General features: G+C 54.9%; 14 protein-coding genes and 1 rRNA gene. 5 read left to right on the forward strand and 10 right to left on the reverse strand.

Going from position 1 to position 15,545, the window contains the following annotated elements; translation table 11 throughout:
- From AC13CN_RS02725 to AC13CN_RS02745, 5 genes are all read right to left on the reverse strand, one after another.
- Positions 1 to 67 (reverse strand): 16S ribosomal RNA (locus tag AC13CN_RS02725); the annotation flags it as partial.
- A gap of 534 nt (positions 68 to 601) precedes the next feature.
- Positions 602 to 2,407, reverse strand: a complete 1,806-nt coding sequence (locus AC13CN_RS02730) for an acyl-CoA dehydrogenase C-terminal domain-containing protein (RefSeq protein WP_062359107.1) — start codon at positions 2,405 to 2,407, stop codon at positions 602 to 604.
- Between the two features lie 227 nt (positions 2,408 to 2,634).
- Positions 2,635 to 3,402: an SDR family NAD(P)-dependent oxidoreductase gene (locus tag AC13CN_RS02735; RefSeq protein ID WP_054645179.1), complete on the reverse strand. Its 768-nt coding sequence runs from the start codon at positions 3,400 to 3,402 to the stop codon at positions 2,635 to 2,637.
- Positions 3,403 to 3,419: 17 nt separating this feature from the next.
- The gene (locus AC13CN_RS02740; protein WP_062359108.1) at positions 3,420 to 5,090 is read right to left on the reverse strand and encodes an AMP-binding protein; all 1,671 of its coding nucleotides are present in this window, start codon (positions 5,088 to 5,090) and stop codon (positions 3,420 to 3,422) included.
- Positions 5,091 to 5,283: 193 nt separating this feature from the next.
- Positions 5,284 to 5,847 carry a TetR/AcrR family transcriptional regulator gene (locus AC13CN_RS02745; protein ID WP_062373313.1) on the reverse strand — a complete coding sequence of 188 codons (564 nt, stop codon included), beginning with the start codon at positions 5,845 to 5,847 and terminating at the stop codon, positions 5,284 to 5,286.
- A 127-nt stretch (positions 5,848 to 5,974) separates the two neighbouring features.
- On the opposite strand from AC13CN_RS02745, the gene AC13CN_RS02750 reads away from it, so the two are divergent.
- Positions 5,975 to 7,162, forward strand: a complete 1,188-nt coding sequence (locus tag AC13CN_RS02750; RefSeq protein WP_172514352.1) for an acetyl-CoA C-acyltransferase — start codon at positions 5,975 to 5,977, stop codon at positions 7,160 to 7,162.
- Positions 7,163 to 7,280: 118 nt separating this feature from the next.
- On the opposite strand, the gene AC13CN_RS02755 is transcribed toward AC13CN_RS02750, so the two are convergent.
- Together AC13CN_RS02755 and AC13CN_RS02760 are read right to left on the reverse strand one after the other, a co-directional pair.
- Entirely contained in the window at positions 7,281 to 8,903 is a 1,623-nt protein-coding gene (locus AC13CN_RS02755; protein ID WP_044630101.1) for a methyl-accepting chemotaxis protein, read from the reverse strand.
- A 26-nt stretch (positions 8,904 to 8,929) separates the two neighbouring features.
- Positions 8,930 to 9,340, reverse strand: a complete 411-nt coding sequence (locus AC13CN_RS02760; RefSeq protein ID WP_044630102.1) for an arsenate reductase ArsC — start codon at positions 9,338 to 9,340, stop codon at positions 8,930 to 8,932.
- Between the two features lie 147 nt (positions 9,341 to 9,487).
- Between AC13CN_RS02760 and arsH the strand changes: the two genes are divergently transcribed.
- From arsH to AC13CN_RS02780, 4 genes are all read left to right on the forward strand, one after another.
- Positions 9,488 to 10,207, forward strand: coding sequence for an arsenical resistance protein ArsH (gene arsH, locus AC13CN_RS02765; RefSeq protein ID WP_044630103.1), 720 nt, complete (start codon positions 9,488 to 9,490; stop codon positions 10,205 to 10,207).
- Between the two features lie 13 nt (positions 10,208 to 10,220).
- Positions 10,221 to 11,288, forward strand: coding sequence for an ACR3 family arsenite efflux transporter (arsB, locus tag AC13CN_RS02770; protein ID WP_058576309.1), 1,068 nt, complete (start codon positions 10,221 to 10,223; stop codon positions 11,286 to 11,288).
- A 276-nt stretch (positions 11,289 to 11,564) separates the two neighbouring features.
- Positions 11,565 to 11,972, forward strand: coding sequence for an arsenate reductase (glutaredoxin) (gene arsC, locus AC13CN_RS02775; protein WP_054645178.1), 408 nt, complete (start codon positions 11,565 to 11,567; stop codon positions 11,970 to 11,972).
- A gap of 17 nt (positions 11,973 to 11,989) precedes the next feature.
- On the forward strand, positions 11,990 to 12,286 hold the full coding sequence (locus tag AC13CN_RS02780) for a CC/Se motif family (seleno)protein (protein ID WP_058576307.1): 297 nt from the start codon (positions 11,990 to 11,992) through the stop codon (positions 12,284 to 12,286).
- 38 nt (positions 12,287 to 12,324) lie between these two features.
- Here the strand turns inward: AC13CN_RS02780 and arsJ are convergent, their stop codons facing one another.
- The 3 genes from arsJ to pstB form a co-directional block, all read right to left on the reverse strand.
- Complete coding sequence (gene arsJ, locus AC13CN_RS02785) at positions 12,325 to 13,491, reverse strand: organoarsenical effux MFS transporter ArsJ (RefSeq protein WP_266100052.1); 1,167 nt, start codon at positions 13,489 to 13,491, stop codon at positions 12,325 to 12,327.
- A 49-nt stretch (positions 13,492 to 13,540) separates the two neighbouring features.
- Complete coding sequence (locus AC13CN_RS02790) at positions 13,541 to 14,572, reverse strand: ArsJ-associated glyceraldehyde-3-phosphate dehydrogenase (protein WP_044630109.1); 1,032 nt, start codon at positions 14,570 to 14,572, stop codon at positions 13,541 to 13,543.
- A gap of 127 nt (positions 14,573 to 14,699) precedes the next feature.
- A complete protein-coding gene (pstB, locus tag AC13CN_RS02795; protein ID WP_044630110.1) occupies positions 14,700 to 15,539 on the reverse strand; it encodes a phosphate ABC transporter ATP-binding protein PstB in 840 nt (279 codons plus the stop codon).
- Between the last annotated feature and the right edge of the window lie 6 nt (positions 15,540 to 15,545).

The following is a 15,545-nucleotide window of genomic DNA, read 5'->3' on the forward strand; positions in this document are numbered from 1 at the left end:
GCTCGACTTGCATGTGTTAGGCCTGCCGCCAGCGTTCAATCTGAGCCATGATCAAACTCTTCAGTTTAAGATCAATGCGATCCTTACTCGCTGCCCGAAGGCAACAAAAGCGGATCAAACTTGGCTCAAGGTTCAAACGAACTTGAAAGATGTGAACATCTTTCTTGTGCGCTTGCCTTGATAATTGGTGATTTATCACCCTCATCGGCAAGCGCCCACATGAATTACCTGATCAAATTGTTAAAGAGCAACTTTCTTAAGCTCGCTGCGACGGGCTCGATGACCTGACCCGTGTTGCCTCAGCGAGGAAGGCGTATTCTACGCATTCCGTGGTGTTTGTCAAGGGCTGTTTTCAGCGTGTGAAGCGAGCGATCAATCCAACCAACAGATGACACTAACTTCCTGACAAACCGAAGGTTTTTCAACCTTCTTCACCGCTGGTAACGCTTGGCGTCCCCGGCAGCGGATGCGTACTTTACGGATTCGCGGCCGGGTTGGCAAGAGGGTTTTGAAAAAAAAGCGGCAGACGATGCCAAAGGCAAGTCTGCCGCAAACCACCGATCAGTACCCTGACCAGAGAGTGCCTGGTAAACGCCTAGACTTAAATCTCAAAGCCCAAGCCAAAATCTTCGCTCGAGATGGCCATTAAGCTGCCCGCTCCCGCCTGAATCATTGCCGCGTGCGCTTTGGTACGCGGTAACAAGCGCTGGTAATAGAACCGTGCGGTATTCAACTTTGTCTTATAGAACGCGGCATCATCACCGTCCTGGGAGGCAGCCGCCTGCTTGGCAGCACGTGCGAACAGGTAAGCAACCGTCACGTAGCCTGAGTACATCAAGTAATCGACGCTGGCAGCCCCCACCTCTTCACGGTCCTGCATCGCTTTCATACCGATGCCCATGGTGAGCTCGCCCCACTCAGCGTTCAGCTTAGCCAGCGGCTCAATAAATTCTTTCAATGCGGAGTTATCCGCTTCTGCTTTGCAGAACTTGTGAATCTCTTTGGTGAATACTTTCAGCGACTCACCTTGACTCATCAGTACTTTGCGCCCCAGCAGATCAAGCGCTTGAATACCGGTCGTACCTTCATAGAGGCGTGTGATGCGCGCATCGCGTACCAGTTGCTCCATGCCCCACTCTTTAATAAAGCCGTGGCCACCAAAAATCTGCACGCCTTCATTGGTACACTCGAAGCCCACTTCCGTCAGAAACGCTTTCACGATGGGCGTCAGTAGGCCGAGGAGAGTCTCGGCACGCTCTTTCTCTGCCCCCGGCGCGCCGTGCTCAACAATATCCAGCATCTGAGCGGTATACAGCACCAGCATGCGGCCGCCTTCAGCGAAGGCTTTTTGCGTCAGCAGCATACGGCGTACATCAGGGTGCACAATAATAGGGTCAGCGACTTTATCCGGCGCTTGTACGCCAGACAGCCCACGCATCTGTAAGCGGTCACGGGCATAACTTAGCGAGTTTTGGAAGCTAGCCTCCATCAACCCTAAGCCTTGGATACCCACGCCTAAGCGAGCCGCGTTCATCATGGTGAACATGCAGGCCAGGCCTTTATTCGGCGCGCCAACTAGATAGCCTGTTGCGCCATCAAAGTTCATGACGCAGGTAGCGTTACCATGGATACCCATTTTGTGCTCAAGCGAACCACAGCTGACGCCATTGCGCTCGCCAGGGTTGCCCGCAGCGTCCGGCAGAAATTTGGGCACAACGAATAGCGAAATACCTTTAGATCCTTCAGGAGCATCCGGCAGTTTGGCCAGCACGAGATGGACGATGTTCTCAGCGAGATTGTGTTCACCGGCTGAGATAAAGATTTTGGTACCCGTAATGTGATAAGCACCATCTTCAGCGGGCACTGCACGGGTTTTGATCAAACCCAGGTCAGTACCGCAGTGCGGCTCCGTCAAGCACATGGTGCCAGTCCAAACACCTTCTACCAGCTTGGTGAGGTATGTCGCCTTCTGCTCATCCGTACCGTGATGACGAAGCGCATCCGCCGCACCATGTGACAAGCCCGGGTACATACCCCACGCTAAGTTAGTAGCGCAGATCATTTCAGAGAGCATCATCGCCAATGAGTGCGGAAGGCCCTGACCACCCTGCTCAGGATCTGCCGCCAAACTCGGCCAACCGCCTTCAACATACTGCTGATAGGCTTCTTTAAATCCTTTAGGAGCTTTCACCTCACCCCCTTCCAGCAAGCACCCCTCCTCATCACCGCTTTGGTTAAGAGGTAGCAGCACCTCACGAGCAAAGCGACCACCCTCTTCCAAAATCGCACTCACGACATCTGGCGAGGCATCTTCACCATTGGGTAATGCGGCGTAGTGGCTTGGGTAATCAAACATTTCGTCCATCACGAAACGTATGTCACGCAGAGGGGCTTGATAGCTGGGCATGTCACTTCTCCTAAACAGGGGGCTGAAAGGGCTGGGCTTTACCAACGGCTTTCAAACACATGTTTGAAAATTAGCGCGCTCACACAGCACAGTCAAGCAGTCGTTTGAATTAAGCTCAAAAACCGACTACAACTTTGGTCGCTATAACTACAATACCCTGTTTTACATACAAAAAAGCCTGCTCGAAATATGAGCAGGCTGGCCAGGAGCAGTGTGCTTAAAACGGATTACTGCATGCGTATACCGCCATCCAAACGAATCACCTCTCCATTAAGCATGGGGTTGGTAATGATTTGCTCTGCTAACAGCGCAAACTCTTCAGGTTTCCCCAAACGCTTGGGGAAAGGCACGGCAGCAGCCAATGCCTGAGCAGCCTCATCCGGGATTTCGCTCATCATTGGCGTCTCAAACACCCCAGGAGCAATCGCCATAACGCGAATGGCATGACGAGATAACTCTCTTGCCGCTGGCAGGCTCATTCCCACAACCCCCGCCTTAGAAGCGCTGTAGGCACACTGCCCCACTTGCCCATCAAACGCCGCAATAGAAGCCGTGTTGATAATCACACCACGCTCACCGCTATCACCGGGCGGGTTGTTAGCCATCGCAGCAGCAGCGAGCCGCATCACATTAAAAGTGCCAACTAAGTTGATATGGACCGTGCGCGCATAGCTATCAAGGTCGGCAGGATTACCTTCTCGATCCACTAACTTGGCGACGCTCACCACACCCGCACAGTGAACCACCCCAGAAAGCCCACTTTCGCCACCCAACGCCACCGCCGTATTCACCGCCTGCTGCATATCAGCGGCAGAGGTGATATCAGCGACACAGGCTTTAGCCTGAGCACCCAGCTGTTCTGCTAGATTCAACACCCGATCACTCATATCGCACAGCACTACATTGGCACCAGCGTTTACCAGCCGTTCTGCCGTGGCCGCACCAAGACCTGAGGCAGCGCCAGTAATCAAAAACGTACGGTCCTTTACCTGCATAGCACTCTTCCTATGAATTATGAGTTATCGCGCACTTGCTCTGCCGCTTGGGCACGCAGCTTAAAGCGCTGAATCTTGCCGCTGGGGGTTTTAGGTAGCTCATCGACAAACTCAATCACCCTGGGGAAAGCGTGGGTAGAGAGCCGTTCGCGCACCTGCTGGCGAATCTCTTCTGCCAGGGCATCGCTGGGTTCGAAGCCGTCGCGCAACACGATGTAAGATTTAATCACTTCGCCACGAATCTCGTCTGGCTGCCCCACCGCCGCGGATTCCGCCACCGCTGGATGTGTCATCACGCTATTTTCAACGTCTGTCGGGCCCACCCGATAACCTGCAGTAGTGATGATGTCATCGTCGCGGCCTGCGAACTGGAACGAGCCATCCTCATTACGAATCACCACATCGCCGGTCAGGTAGTAACCGTTAACGAAGGGGTCTTTCTCCTGCCAGGTATAGCCTTGGAAAAAGTGAGCGGGTGAGTTCTTGATATCCACCGCCAATACACCGGGCTCACCGGGTGGCAGCTCGTTATATTCCGCATCAAGAATGGCCAGTCGGTAGCCCGGCATAGGAACGCCCATGGCACCTACATGTTTGGGATGCTCAAGAGAGTGGTGGTTATTACAGGTCATCCCGGTTTCCGTTTGGCCGTAATGATCCATCACCGGGCAACCCAACGATTTTTCTACCCAAGTAACGACCTCCGTATTCAGCGGCTCCCCAGCAGAGCTGGCTGCTCTCAGCGTTAAGGTTTGATGGGCGTCATCAAATAAGCCTGACGCTTTCATCAAACGGTATGCCGTAGGTGCCGCTGCAAAATTGGTGATGCGATGGCGCTTCATAAATGCCAGCGCCCCCTCTGCACTAAAACCGGCCTCACAAAAATGCGTGGTAACGCCCAACAGCAGCGGCCCTGCAATCGCATAATAAAGTCCGTAGGCCCAGCCAGGGTCCGCCATATTCCAGAAGCGGTCATCTTCACGAAGGTCAACCGCCAGCTCCATATAGAGCGCAAATGCGGTCATACCCGATAACGGCACGGCGACCCCTTTGGGCTTACCCACCGTGCCGGAAGTAAACATCTGAAGAAACGGCTTATCCGGCGAAAGCCGGGGCGGTGCTTCACTCGTTGACGTATACGTCAATGCGATCTGCCAATCGAGGTCGTTGGCATGCTCACTGGTTGCACCGCCCACGGCTAAAACGGGCGGACACTGGCTCAACCCATCAAACTTGTAGCGATTGGCATGATCGGTAATAACCAACTTGGTATCGGCACGGCTAAGACGGTAATCCACGGCGTCCGGCCCAAAGGCAGTAAACAGCGGCTGGTAGACGGCCCCAATGCGCCACGTTGCCAGCACGGTGATCAGCAAATTAACAGAACGAGGCAGCATGCAGGCAATCCGGTCGCCTTCACCGAACCCTTGGCTTTTGAACCAGCCCGCCAATTGGCCGCTCTGCTGATCAAGTTCGGAATAGGTCAGCGTATAGGTTTGGCCCTGGGTATCTTCATGTACTAGCGCCAATACATCACCACGCCCTTGGCGCACATGCCGTCCACAACAGGCGTCAAAGGCGTTTAAATATCCATCCTGATGGTCGTCAAGTTTGGCGATAACGCTATCAACCGAAAAGCTTTCAAAAAAAGTCGAATACGGGGGAAGTGACGTGGCTGTTGCTGTCATGACGGCTCTCTTATGTTGTTGGTCGTGAGCACTCGGGCAGGCAGGATTCAACGTAGTGCTGGCATTATTGTGCGTTTACGTTAACGGAAACCTACCGATAGACCAACGCTAAAAGCATTTACCCAAGAGCGCAAGCCACAAGCGCGGCCATGAGGTTAGACGTTGGTCGATTGGGAAGAGACAGCGCCAAGCATTAGCGCGACAGGATCATTGCCACCAGCTCATCAGCAAGGTCGTCTGGGGTGCGCGGGCCATTGGGGTCATACCAACGAACGGTCCAGTTCAACGCGCCTAAAATAAAGCGGGAAACGAGGAAGCGGTCGCCATGAATCAACCCTTCCGCCAGAGCATCATCAATCACCTCAACCCACATCGCCTCATAAGCATCGCGTAGGTGGCTAAGGTGGGCGCTGGCAGCGGGGTCTAACCGTCGCCATTCAAACAGCGCCACCACGTGAGCATTACGATCTGCAAACAGCGTTTCCAGGTGCGCCCTTGCCATGGCATGCAGCCGAGCTTCTGCACTGTCGGGGCAAGATTGCAACGCGGCTTTTGCGATGCCTAGTGCGTTCTGAGTGCCCTCCTCAATCACTGCTGCCAGAATTTCCTGCTTATCTTTGAAGTGGTGAAACAGGCTGCCGGACTTGATGCCCATTTCCTGGGCCAACATGCGCACCGTGGTGCGATCAAAGCCCTCTTGGACGAATAGCTGAGCTGCTAAGCGCGTCAATTCCTTGCGGCGAGGAGATGCATTCATTACATTCATGTCATTTACACTAGCGCTTGCTTGGTTACTTAGGAGAAGACCACAGCCCCGCGAATGGGTCAACGCATCGCTAATCGCTCAGCCAGATAATCACAAAAAATCTATCAGGAGATAGACAATGAGTAGCGCTACCGACGTCGTCTTTTTATCCGCCGCCCGCACCCCAATGGGCGGTATGATGGGCAGCCTTTCCAGCATGAGCGCCCCCGAACTTGCCGCAGTTGCCATCCGTGCCGCTATTGAACGCGCAGGTATCGACGCTGCCGCTGTTGAAGAGGGCATCATGGGCTGCGTTTTGCCTGCTGGCGTTAAACAGGGCCCCGCACGCCAGGCGATGCGCCAAGCAGGCATTCCCGATGCCAACGGTGCCACCACCATCAATAAACTCTGCGGGTCAGGCATGAAAGCCACCATGCTCGCGCATGATTTGATCAAGGCCGGTAGCGGAGAGATTTTATTAGCAGGCGGCATGGAGTCTATGTCGAATGCGCCTCATGTACTCACTAAGGCACGCGGCGGCTATCGACTGGGCCACGGCGAGCTCAAAGATCATATGTTCCTGGATGGCCTTGAAGATGCCGAAACCGGCAAACTGATGGGCGCCTTTGCGCAGGATGTAGCTACAGAGCGCGGCTATACCCGCGAGCGGCTGGATGACTTCGCCATTGCTTCCCTGGAACGAGCGATGGCTGCCACCAACAATGGCGATTTAGATGCCGAAATGGCCCCTGTCACGGTCACCACGCGCCAGGGCGACACCGTTGTTTCTCACGATGAGCAGCCCTTCCAAGCCAAGCTGGATAAAATCCGCCAGCTGCGTCCTGCATTTGCTAAAGATGGCACCATCACAGCAGCTAATTCTAGCTCCATCTCCGATGGTGCATCAGCGCTCATCTTAGCAAGCCACGAAGCCGCACAGCGCCATGGTGTTAAACCGCTGGCAAAAATGCTTGGACACGCCACCCACTCACGTCATCCCAGCGAATTTACCATTGCCCCTGTAGGCGCGATTGAAAAGCTGATGAAAAAGCTTGGCTGGGGAGTCAACGACGTCGATCTGTTTGAGATCAATGAAGCCTTCGCCGTCGTGACCCTCATGGCCATGGACGACCTGGGCTTACCCCATGAGAAGGTGAACGTGTTTGGCGGTGCTTGCGCTCAAGGTCACCCCATTGGCTCCACCGGCTCCCGTATTATCGCCACGCTAATTCATGCCCTGCGCACGAAAGGCGGCAAACGCGGTATTGCCAGCCTTTGCATTGGCGGCGGTGAAGCCACCGCCGTTGCCGTTGAGCTCATGGATTAAACACTCACCGCAGCATCACACAGTACAGTGCCCATCCGCGTCTTGGCAGCCACTATGCCAAGGCGCGCATATCGTCTTTATGATCGCGATTACTCAATTCAGCGCTGGCCATTGCCTGTCAATCCAACTGCTCCAGAGGCTGCTCCGCCTCTTCGTCATCATGTACGTCAGGTACTGGGGCCTCCTCAATAATACGGAACTGTCCCGCGTACTCACGCATCTGCAGCGCCTCTTGGGTTAACCCCTCGGCGCTTTGTGCCGTTTGGTTGACCAAGCGCATCGTATCTTGAGTCGTCGCGTCGATTTGCGTGACAGCAACGTTCACTTCTTCAATACCGCGACGCTGCTCTTCAGAGGCTTTGGCCATTTGCGCCATCAAGTGTTCTACCTGAGTCGCCGCTTGCATGATTGCCCGAGTGTGCTCGCCTGCCTGTTGAGAAAGTTCGCTACCCTGCTCAACGCTTTTACTCGAGGCCTCAATACGTGCACGAACATCGTGAGCAGCATCGGCACTGCGCGTTGCCAGCGCCCTAACTTCACTAGCCACTACAGCAAATCCGCGTCCATGCTCGCCAGCCCGCGCCGCCTCTACAGAGGCATTCAATGCCAAAATATTGGTTTGGAACGCAATGCTTTCGATCACCTTGATAATGCTTTGAATTTCTTCGGAGTGCTCGTTGATAGACTGCATGGTGGCAATAAACTGAGCGATCACTTCATCGCCCTGCTGCGCTTTGTGAGACACGTCGGTGGTAGAGCGATTTACATGCGCGGCGCTTTCTGCGTTTTGATTCACCGTCGCGGTGAGCTGCTCAAGGCTAGCAGCCATTTGCTGAAGCGCTGATACCTGAGAATCGGTTTGTCCAGCCAACTGCTGGCTTTGCGTCGCCATGGCTTGGCTGTCGCTATACACCTGCTGGCTGCTGTTATTGAGATGATTCACGGTGGTGGTTAATGAACGCTGCATATTCGCCAGCTCGCTAAACAGCTGGCCAATTTCATTATTGGCGTGCGCCTCTACCGGAGAGGATAAATCGCCCTTAGCAATACGTTTAAAGTGTTGAGTAATAACCCGCAGCGGCCGCAAAACGTTCCGACGTACGCCCCATACGACTAGGCCTACGACTAGCAGCGCCAGCACGACGACACCCACCACGCCCATGAAGAGCAGCGATGAAACGTTCTCGAAACGCTCAGACAAACCAGCGCCACGGGCCACTGAATAGCCGTAAAACGCTTCCGCGGTGTTAACGAACTGCTGACTGCTATCATCCACCCGAGATTCGCCAGAGAGAAAGCCACGCACATCGCGCTCTTCTAGCATCATCATCTGCAGGCTAAGGTTGTTATTTACCAGGGATTGAAAATTGCTCGCCAACTGGCCGACCAGCTCGGGCTGCTCCCCCTCCGGAAAGCTCGCTTGGAAAGCTTCAAAATGCGTGGCCGCCGATGCCAGCAACCGATCCGACTCTTCCAGAAGCGGCTCTGGACGATCAAACGAGGGAGTGCGAATCAGCTCAGCTGCCCGATTCATCTGTACCCTGGCACGCAACAGCTGTGTGTAAGCGCTATTTAGCTCACGCACCTGAGCCATGTCGCGTTGATGCATCGATGTAAAGGCATCGCGGCCAAACTGGTTGGCAAAAAGCCCTAAGCCACCAATGGCAAGCACAAGGCAAGTAAAAGTCACGAGTACCAGCGTCCAACTCGCCTTGACGCTTAAATTATTGATAAATTTCATGGTGCACCCTGTCGAGATAGAAATGATCAGCTTTTTTGCAGCGGTAGCCACAGCTGTAAACGGCGGCGGATCTCGAACAGCGCCTGCTCGTAAGCGTCCAACTTACTGATCAGACGAGGGTCACGGATGTCCCAGAATAAAATTTCGCCTGCTTTCCCTTGCCAATCGCGGCACGCCTGCTGAGCTTTGTCACACAGCACGATCACCACGTCGAACGCTTCGTTCTCGAACTGATCCAGCGACTTACTGTGCAGCCCCTCTGTCGAAAGACCCTGCTTTTTTAAGGCTTCAAGGGTTAGCGCATGAGGCTCGTCGGGTTCAGAGCCTGCACTGAAGGATTCGAAGCGATCACCGGCCATATGGCGAAGTAGCACTTCTCCCATGAGAGAGCGCGCAGAATTGGCATTACAGAGAAAGAGCACGCGACGCTTCGACATAATTCAACAACCTCTTATTTAATTTTACATCGCCACCATACGCCCAGATGATGACGGAGATATTGCAGCTCAAGCAGGCGGCTAGAAATATACGAAAAAACATATATCATGAAAGCCATCTATTGCTGCTTTCACCAAGGAGCCCCCATGGCCCTGCTTGCGGATTTACCCAATCTCGACCCTGAGCTCTTCCAAGCCCCTAGCCTCGAATCATTGGGGTTACCGCCCTCTTCGTGCCCTGCACCAAAGGTGCTGCTGCTGTACGGATCGCTACGCGAGCGCTCATTTAGTCGCTTGGCGGTTGAAGAGGCCGCCCGCCTGCTGAACGCGATGGGCGCTGAAACACACATTTTTAACCCGCGTGGCCTGCCGCTTCCTGATGCCGAAGATGCCAGCCACCCTAAGGTGGAAGAGCTGCGCTCCCTAGCACAGTGGGCAGATGGGATGGTGTGGTGCTCGCCAGAGCGTCACGGGGCGATGACAGGCATTATGAAAGCACAAATTGATTGGATACCCCTGGCTTTGGGCGGCGTACGCCCTACCCAAGGCAAAACCCTGGCCGTGATGCAGGTCTGCGGTGGTTCACAATCTTTTAACACGGTGAACCAGCTGCGCATTTTGGGCCGCTGGATGCGCATGGTGACGATCCCTAACCAATCGTCCGTGCCCAAAGCCTTTATGGAGTTCGATGACAACGACCGCATGAAGCCCTCGCCGTTTTATGATCGCATCGTGGATGTCATGGAAGAACTCGTAAAATTCACTCTACTGGTACGAGAGCGCAGCGACCTGCTCACCGACCGATACTCAGAGCGTAAAGAGAGCGCCGAAGAGCTCTCCAAGCGCGTTAACCAGCGGGCCATATAATCAAGGAGCGAGCATGTCACATCAGGAGAAGGCAGCCCCCAGCAGTGCTGATATGGGGCTTTTTGAACGCTATCTGTCGCTTTGGGTCGCCGCTGCGATTGTGGCCGGTATTGCGCTAGGCCAGTGGGCTCCCGCCATTCCCGAGGCTCTTTCACGCTTTGAATACGCGCAGGTGTCGATTCCGATCGCTATACTGATATGGGCGATGATTTTCCCCATGATGGCGCAAATTGACTTTAGCGCAATCGCTGGCGTGCGCCGCCAGCCAAAAGGGCTGGCCATCACCACCACGGTGAACTGGCTCATCAAGCCCTTCACCATGTTTGCCCTAGCATGGCTATTTTTTATGGTGATTTTTAAACCTTGGATTCCTGATGCGCTGGCCAGCCAGTACCTTGCGGGGGCCATTTTGCTGGGTGCGGCGCCCTGCACCGCGATGGTTTTCGTCTGGAGCTACCTTACCCGTGGCGATGCGGCCTACACGCTGGTACAAGTCGCCCTCAACGACCTGATCATGCTGTTTGCCTTTGCGCCGATCGTGGTCTTTCTGCTGGGTATTTCCAATATTCAGGTACCCTGGGATACGGTGCTGCTGTCGGTAGTGCTCTACATCGTCATTCCCCTGGCGGCAGGTTACCTCACGCGGAAAACCCTTATCGCTAAGCGCGGTGCCGATTGGTACGACAACGTCTTTATGAAGCGCATTGGCCCGGTCACGCCGATGGGGCTGATCATTACCCTGGTACTGCTTTTCGCGTTTCAGGGCGATGTCATTCTGAACAATCCGCTGCATATTGTGCTTATCGCCATTCCGCTAATTCTGCAGACGTTTTTAATCTTCTTCATTGCCTATGGCTGGGCGAAAGCGTGGCGCGTCCCGCACAATATTGCCGCACCCGGGGCGATGATTGGCGCCAGCAACTTTTTTGAGCTTGCCGTGGCCGCCGCCATTGCGCTGTTTGGTCTGCAATCGGGCGCTGCTCTAGCAACGGTGGTGGGTGTACTGGTAGAGGTACCGCTGATGCTGGCCCTGGTGCGCATTGCCAATAACACGCGTCAGCACTTCCCTACTCATGCTTAAGGAGCCTGCTTGATGGCGCACTATTTGATTTTTCTCGGCTCAACCAGAACGTCAACGCCTCCCGCGCCTGCTCGCCTGGGCGAGCGGGTATCCAAAAGCCCTCGATAACGATGGACAATTCCGTGCAGAGCAAGAGCGCTGGGAAGGCTATTTTGGTCGGACGCTAGTGCAATTGATGTGGTGGGCAAACGCCGCCAAAGCGTATAAAGCCGAGCAAGACCCCACCCGCTTATCCCCTGCTATCAATCAAACTCCTAGTCAGCGTGACGCTCCTCCATGTCAGTAATCATTTATCACAACCCTAACTGCGGCACATCGCGCAATACCCTGGCCATGATCAAGGCATCAGGGGAGTCCCCTGAAGTGATCCTCTACCTTGAAACACCGCCTAGCCGAGAGCGATTGGTAGAGCTACTGGCGATGATGAAGCTACCACCGCGAGAGCTGCTGCGCCGCAAAGGCACGCCTTACGATGAACTCACATTGGATGACCCGACGTTAAGCGATGATCAGCTTATCGACGCCATGATGGCACATCCAATTCTCATCAATCGCCCTATCGTCATCACACCCAAAGGCGCAAAACTCTGCCGACCTTCCGAACAGGTGTTGACGCTGCTGGACCGGCCGGTGGCACACTTTGTGAAAGAGGATGGTGAGCATGTTGCCTATCCACCGACGTAAGGGGCGCTCAAGAAGCGATGGACCCGATCATTGAAATAGAAGAAAAAGCTGCCGCTTTTATCAAGCAACAAGGGGGTGTGGTCACGGTACGGTTTTCACCCCGTCACGGCTGCTGCGGCGGCACGTCGCGCATCGTCATCGCTGAGACATCTGCCCCCAAAGAGACCTCAACGTTTGAATGCCACCAGCTGCAAGGAGCGACGCTCTGGATAGCCCCGGAGCTTACCCATCAGGGCTTACGACTCCGGGTGGAAGGGTGGTGGAAGCTGCAGCGGCTATTCGTCGATGGTGCCCCGCTACGCGCTGGGCACTAGGACACGCCCGCGCCGTGAATCGGCATGGTGCACATCGCTCACGCTGCCTGCTTAGGCAATGCAAGGGCCATCATAGAGCTTGCCGCCACCAAGGCAGCCGCCACCCAAAGGCAGGCACTCAGGCCGTATTCCATGTAGAGCCACCCGGAGAGCAGCGTGCCGACCAAGCGCCCCATGGCATTGGCCATATAGTAAAACCCGACGTCCATCGAGACGCCGTCAGCCCGGGCATAGTGAACGATCAGATAACTGTGCCAACTGGAGTTCACGGCAAACAGCACGCCAAACGCCAACAGGCCCACCACCAGCCAGCCCACCTGCGCCAAGGGAAGTAGCGCAAGCAGAATGGCCAGAACGGCCAGGGCGGCGGCCCAGCCAGCGGTGATGGTTCGCGCATCGCCTTTTAGCAGGGCTGTGAGTTTTGGTGCTTGGGTTTGTACGCCACCATAGCCGATGATCCAGGCCGCCAATAGGCCACCTACGGTCCAGTGGCTCCAGCCGTGTTGATCATAAAGAAAGACCGGCAGCGCCACGACAAACCACACATCACGAGAAGCAAACAGACAAAACCGCGCGGCCGAGAGCACGTTGATGGCGCGGGATTTTGAAAAGATCTCATAGAACTTGGGTTTGACTTTTTGCTTGCCTAAATCTGCTTTGAGGCGCCAGAGCGATAGTAGCAGCACAGCACCCAGCATGATGGCCATGGCAATGACCGCCCCACGAAAGCCAATCAGCGTGAGCAGCACACCGCCAACGAAAAAGCCTAGGCCTTTCAGGGCATTTTTAGAGCCGGTCAACATAGCGACCCAGCGGTATAAGGCGCTGTTGGCATTGGCACTCGTGGCCGGCACCAGCACCTTCACGGCGCTTTTAGCGCTCATTTTATTGAGGTCTTTGGCAATGCCCGACAGCGCCTGGGCGGCCATTACCCACACAACGGTCAGCATACCAGCAGGGACCATTAGCATGGCGAGCGCCACAATTTGCAGCCCTAGCCCCACATTCATAGTGCGGTTCAAGCCCAGTCTCGCCCCTAGCCAGCCGCCCACCAAGTTCGTTACCACGCCAAACGCTTCATAGAACAGAAACAGCATGGCGATTTGCAGCGGCGAGTAGCCGAGCTGGTGGAAATACATTACCACCAGCATCCGCAGCGCGCCGTCGGTAATGGTGAACGCCCAGTAGTTGCCGGTAATCAGCATGTACTGGCGCACCTCGAACGGTAGCGCCTTGACGTTATCCAGCAGCGATTCAGCCACGACCAACCGGCTCCCCACCCACCATAAGTGCCAGCTCGGCGGTACGATTGGCGTAACCCCACTCATTGTCGTACCACGCGTAGAGCTTTAACTGAGTGCCGTTCACCACCATGGTAGAGAGGGCATCAATAATCGAGCTACGCGGGTCCGTACGGTAGTCAATCGATACCAGCGGGCGCTCTTCATAGCCCAGAATGCCTTTGAGGGGGCCATCGGCGGCAGCCTTGAGCGCTTGATTCACCTCATCAACGGTCACTTCTCGTTCAAGCTCGAACACCATATCGGTGAGCGATGCATTAGCCAGCGGTACGCGGATCGCGTGGCCGTTAAGTTTGCCTTCCAGTTCAGGGAAAATTGCCGTAATGGCTTTCGCCGAGCCCGTGGTAGTAGGGATGAGACTCATGCCGCAGGCGCGGGCACGACGCAGGTCTTTATGAGGTGCATCCAAAATGGTTTGGGTATTGGTAATGTCATGCACGGTGGTCATGGAACCGTGACGAATACCAAAATGCTCAAGAATCACTTTGACGACCGGCGCTAGGCAGTTAGTGGTGCAGCTAGCGGCCGTGACAATACGGTGCTTGGCTGGCTCAAACAGGTGGTCATTCACACCCACCACCACATTGAGCACGCCCTCCTCTTTCACCGGCGCACTCACCACCACGCGCCCAACGCCTTGATCCAGGTAAGCATTCAGCTTGTCGGTACTTTTCATTTTGCCGGAGCACTCGATGACCACATCGCAGCTGGACCAATCGCTTTCCGCAATGGTTTTATGAGTGCTAAAGGCCACCTCATGTCCATCAATGACAATGGCATCCTGACGCGCTGCCATGCCCTGCCCCGGCGCCCATTGGCCGTGGACGGAATCAAACTCCAATAAATGGGCAAAGGTGGCCGCATCACCACCGGGGTCGTTAATACGCACCAACGTCACCTCGCCTGCCGCTACCTGCGACCAAAGGCTGCGCAGCGCTAGGCGTCCAATACGGCCAAATCCGTTAATACCGATGCGAAGTGACATAGGGTTGTCTCCAAGTATGCAATAAAGGCCAAGCCTACCGCTTATATACGAAAAAACATATATCAACAGTCAAAAAAACGCTGCTTGAAAGCCCGCCATGACAGCGGGCCAACAAACAGCGGTCTATTTAGCCGTAACGGCCAGAAATATAGTCTTCGGTTTTCTTCTGTGCCGGGGTCGAGAACATTACTTTCGTATCGTTGTACTCGATGATTTCCCCCAGATGGAAGAAAGCCGTGTAGTCCGCCACGCGCGCCGCCTGCTGCATGTTGTGCGTCACGGTCACGATGGTGAACTGCTCTTTCAGCTTATCCATCAAATCTTCGATGGTGGCCGTGGAGATCGGGTCCAGGGCTGAGGTCGGTTCATCCATCAAAATGACGTCAGGCTGAACAGCAATCGCCCGTGCGATGCACAGACGCTGCTGCTGACCACCAGAGAGCGAGGTGCCCGGCTCTTGCAGCTTGTCTTTCACTTCGTTCCACAAACCGGCATCGCGCAGGGCCTTCTCGACCAGCTCATCTTGATCGGCTTTACGGCTCACCAAATCGTGCATACGCGGTGCGTAGGCGATGTTCTCGTAGATAGATTTCGGGAACGGGTTAGGCTTTTGGAACACCATCCCCACCCGGCGGCGCAGCGCCACTTCATCCATCTTGCCAGCATTCACATCCTGGCCGTCCATCTCCACCAGACCTTCAATATGCACGCTGGGAATCAAGTCGTTCATACGGTTCAAGCAGCGCAAAAAGGTCGACTTACCGCACCCCGAAGGGCCAATCAGCGCGGTCACGTTCTTCTGGAACAGGTCGATATTCAGCCCTTTCAACGCTTGGCTCTTGCCGTACCACAAATTGAGATCGCGAACACGAATACTGAGGTCGTGGCATGCTTGCTCATTACGTGTGTAAGGCTGGCCAACGTCTGGTGCATGCTGCTGATTCATAACGGGTGCTTGGCTATTCATAAGGTG

This window comes from Vreelandella sp. L-25 (assembly GCF_056857535.1).

Excerpts from the sequence above, each read along its gene's own strand:
- AC13CN_RS02750 (WP_172514352.1), top strand. The coding sequence starts at position 5,975 with ATGAGTAGCGCTACCGACGTCGTCTTTTTATCCGCCGCCCGCACCCCA.
- AC13CN_RS02790 (WP_044630109.1), bottom strand. The coding sequence starts at position 14,572 with ATGTCACTTCGCATCGGTATTAACGGATTTGGCCGTATTGGACGCCTA.
- AC13CN_RS02740 (WP_062359108.1), bottom strand. The coding sequence starts at position 5,090 with ATGACAGCAACAGCCACGTCACTTCCCCCGTATTCGACTTTTTTTGAA.
- AC13CN_RS02730 (WP_062359107.1), bottom strand. The coding sequence starts at position 2,407 with ATGCCCAGCTATCAAGCCCCTCTGCGTGACATACGTTTCGTGATGGAC.
- AC13CN_RS02735 (WP_054645179.1), bottom strand. The coding sequence starts at position 3,402 with ATGCAGGTAAAGGACCGTACGTTTTTGATTACTGGCGCTGCCTCAGGT.
- AC13CN_RS02760 (WP_044630102.1), bottom strand. The coding sequence starts at position 9,340 with ATGTCGAAGCGTCGCGTGCTCTTTCTCTGTAATGCCAATTCTGCGCGC.
- AC13CN_RS02755 (WP_044630101.1), bottom strand. The coding sequence starts at position 8,903 with ATGAAATTTATCAATAATTTAAGCGTCAAGGCGAGTTGGACGCTGGTA.
- arsJ (WP_266100052.1), bottom strand. The coding sequence starts at position 13,491 with ATGCTGATTACCGGCAACTACTGGGCGTTCACCATTACCGACGGCGCG.
- AC13CN_RS02780 (WP_058576307.1), top strand. The coding sequence starts at position 11,990 with ATGGACCCGATCATTGAAATAGAAGAAAAAGCTGCCGCTTTTATCAAG.
- pstB (WP_044630110.1), bottom strand. The coding sequence starts at position 15,539 with ATGAATAGCCAAGCACCCGTTATGAATCAGCAGCATGCACCAGACGTT.
- arsC (WP_054645178.1), top strand. The coding sequence starts at position 11,565 with ATGTCAGTAATCATTTATCACAACCCTAACTGCGGCACATCGCGCAAT.
- AC13CN_RS02745 (WP_062373313.1), bottom strand. The coding sequence starts at position 5,847 with ATGAATGCATCTCCTCGCCGCAAGGAATTGACGCGCTTAGCAGCTCAG.
- arsB (WP_058576309.1), top strand. The coding sequence starts at position 10,221 with ATGTCACATCAGGAGAAGGCAGCCCCCAGCAGTGCTGATATGGGGCTT.
- arsH (WP_044630103.1), top strand. The coding sequence starts at position 9,488 with ATGGCCCTGCTTGCGGATTTACCCAATCTCGACCCTGAGCTCTTCCAA.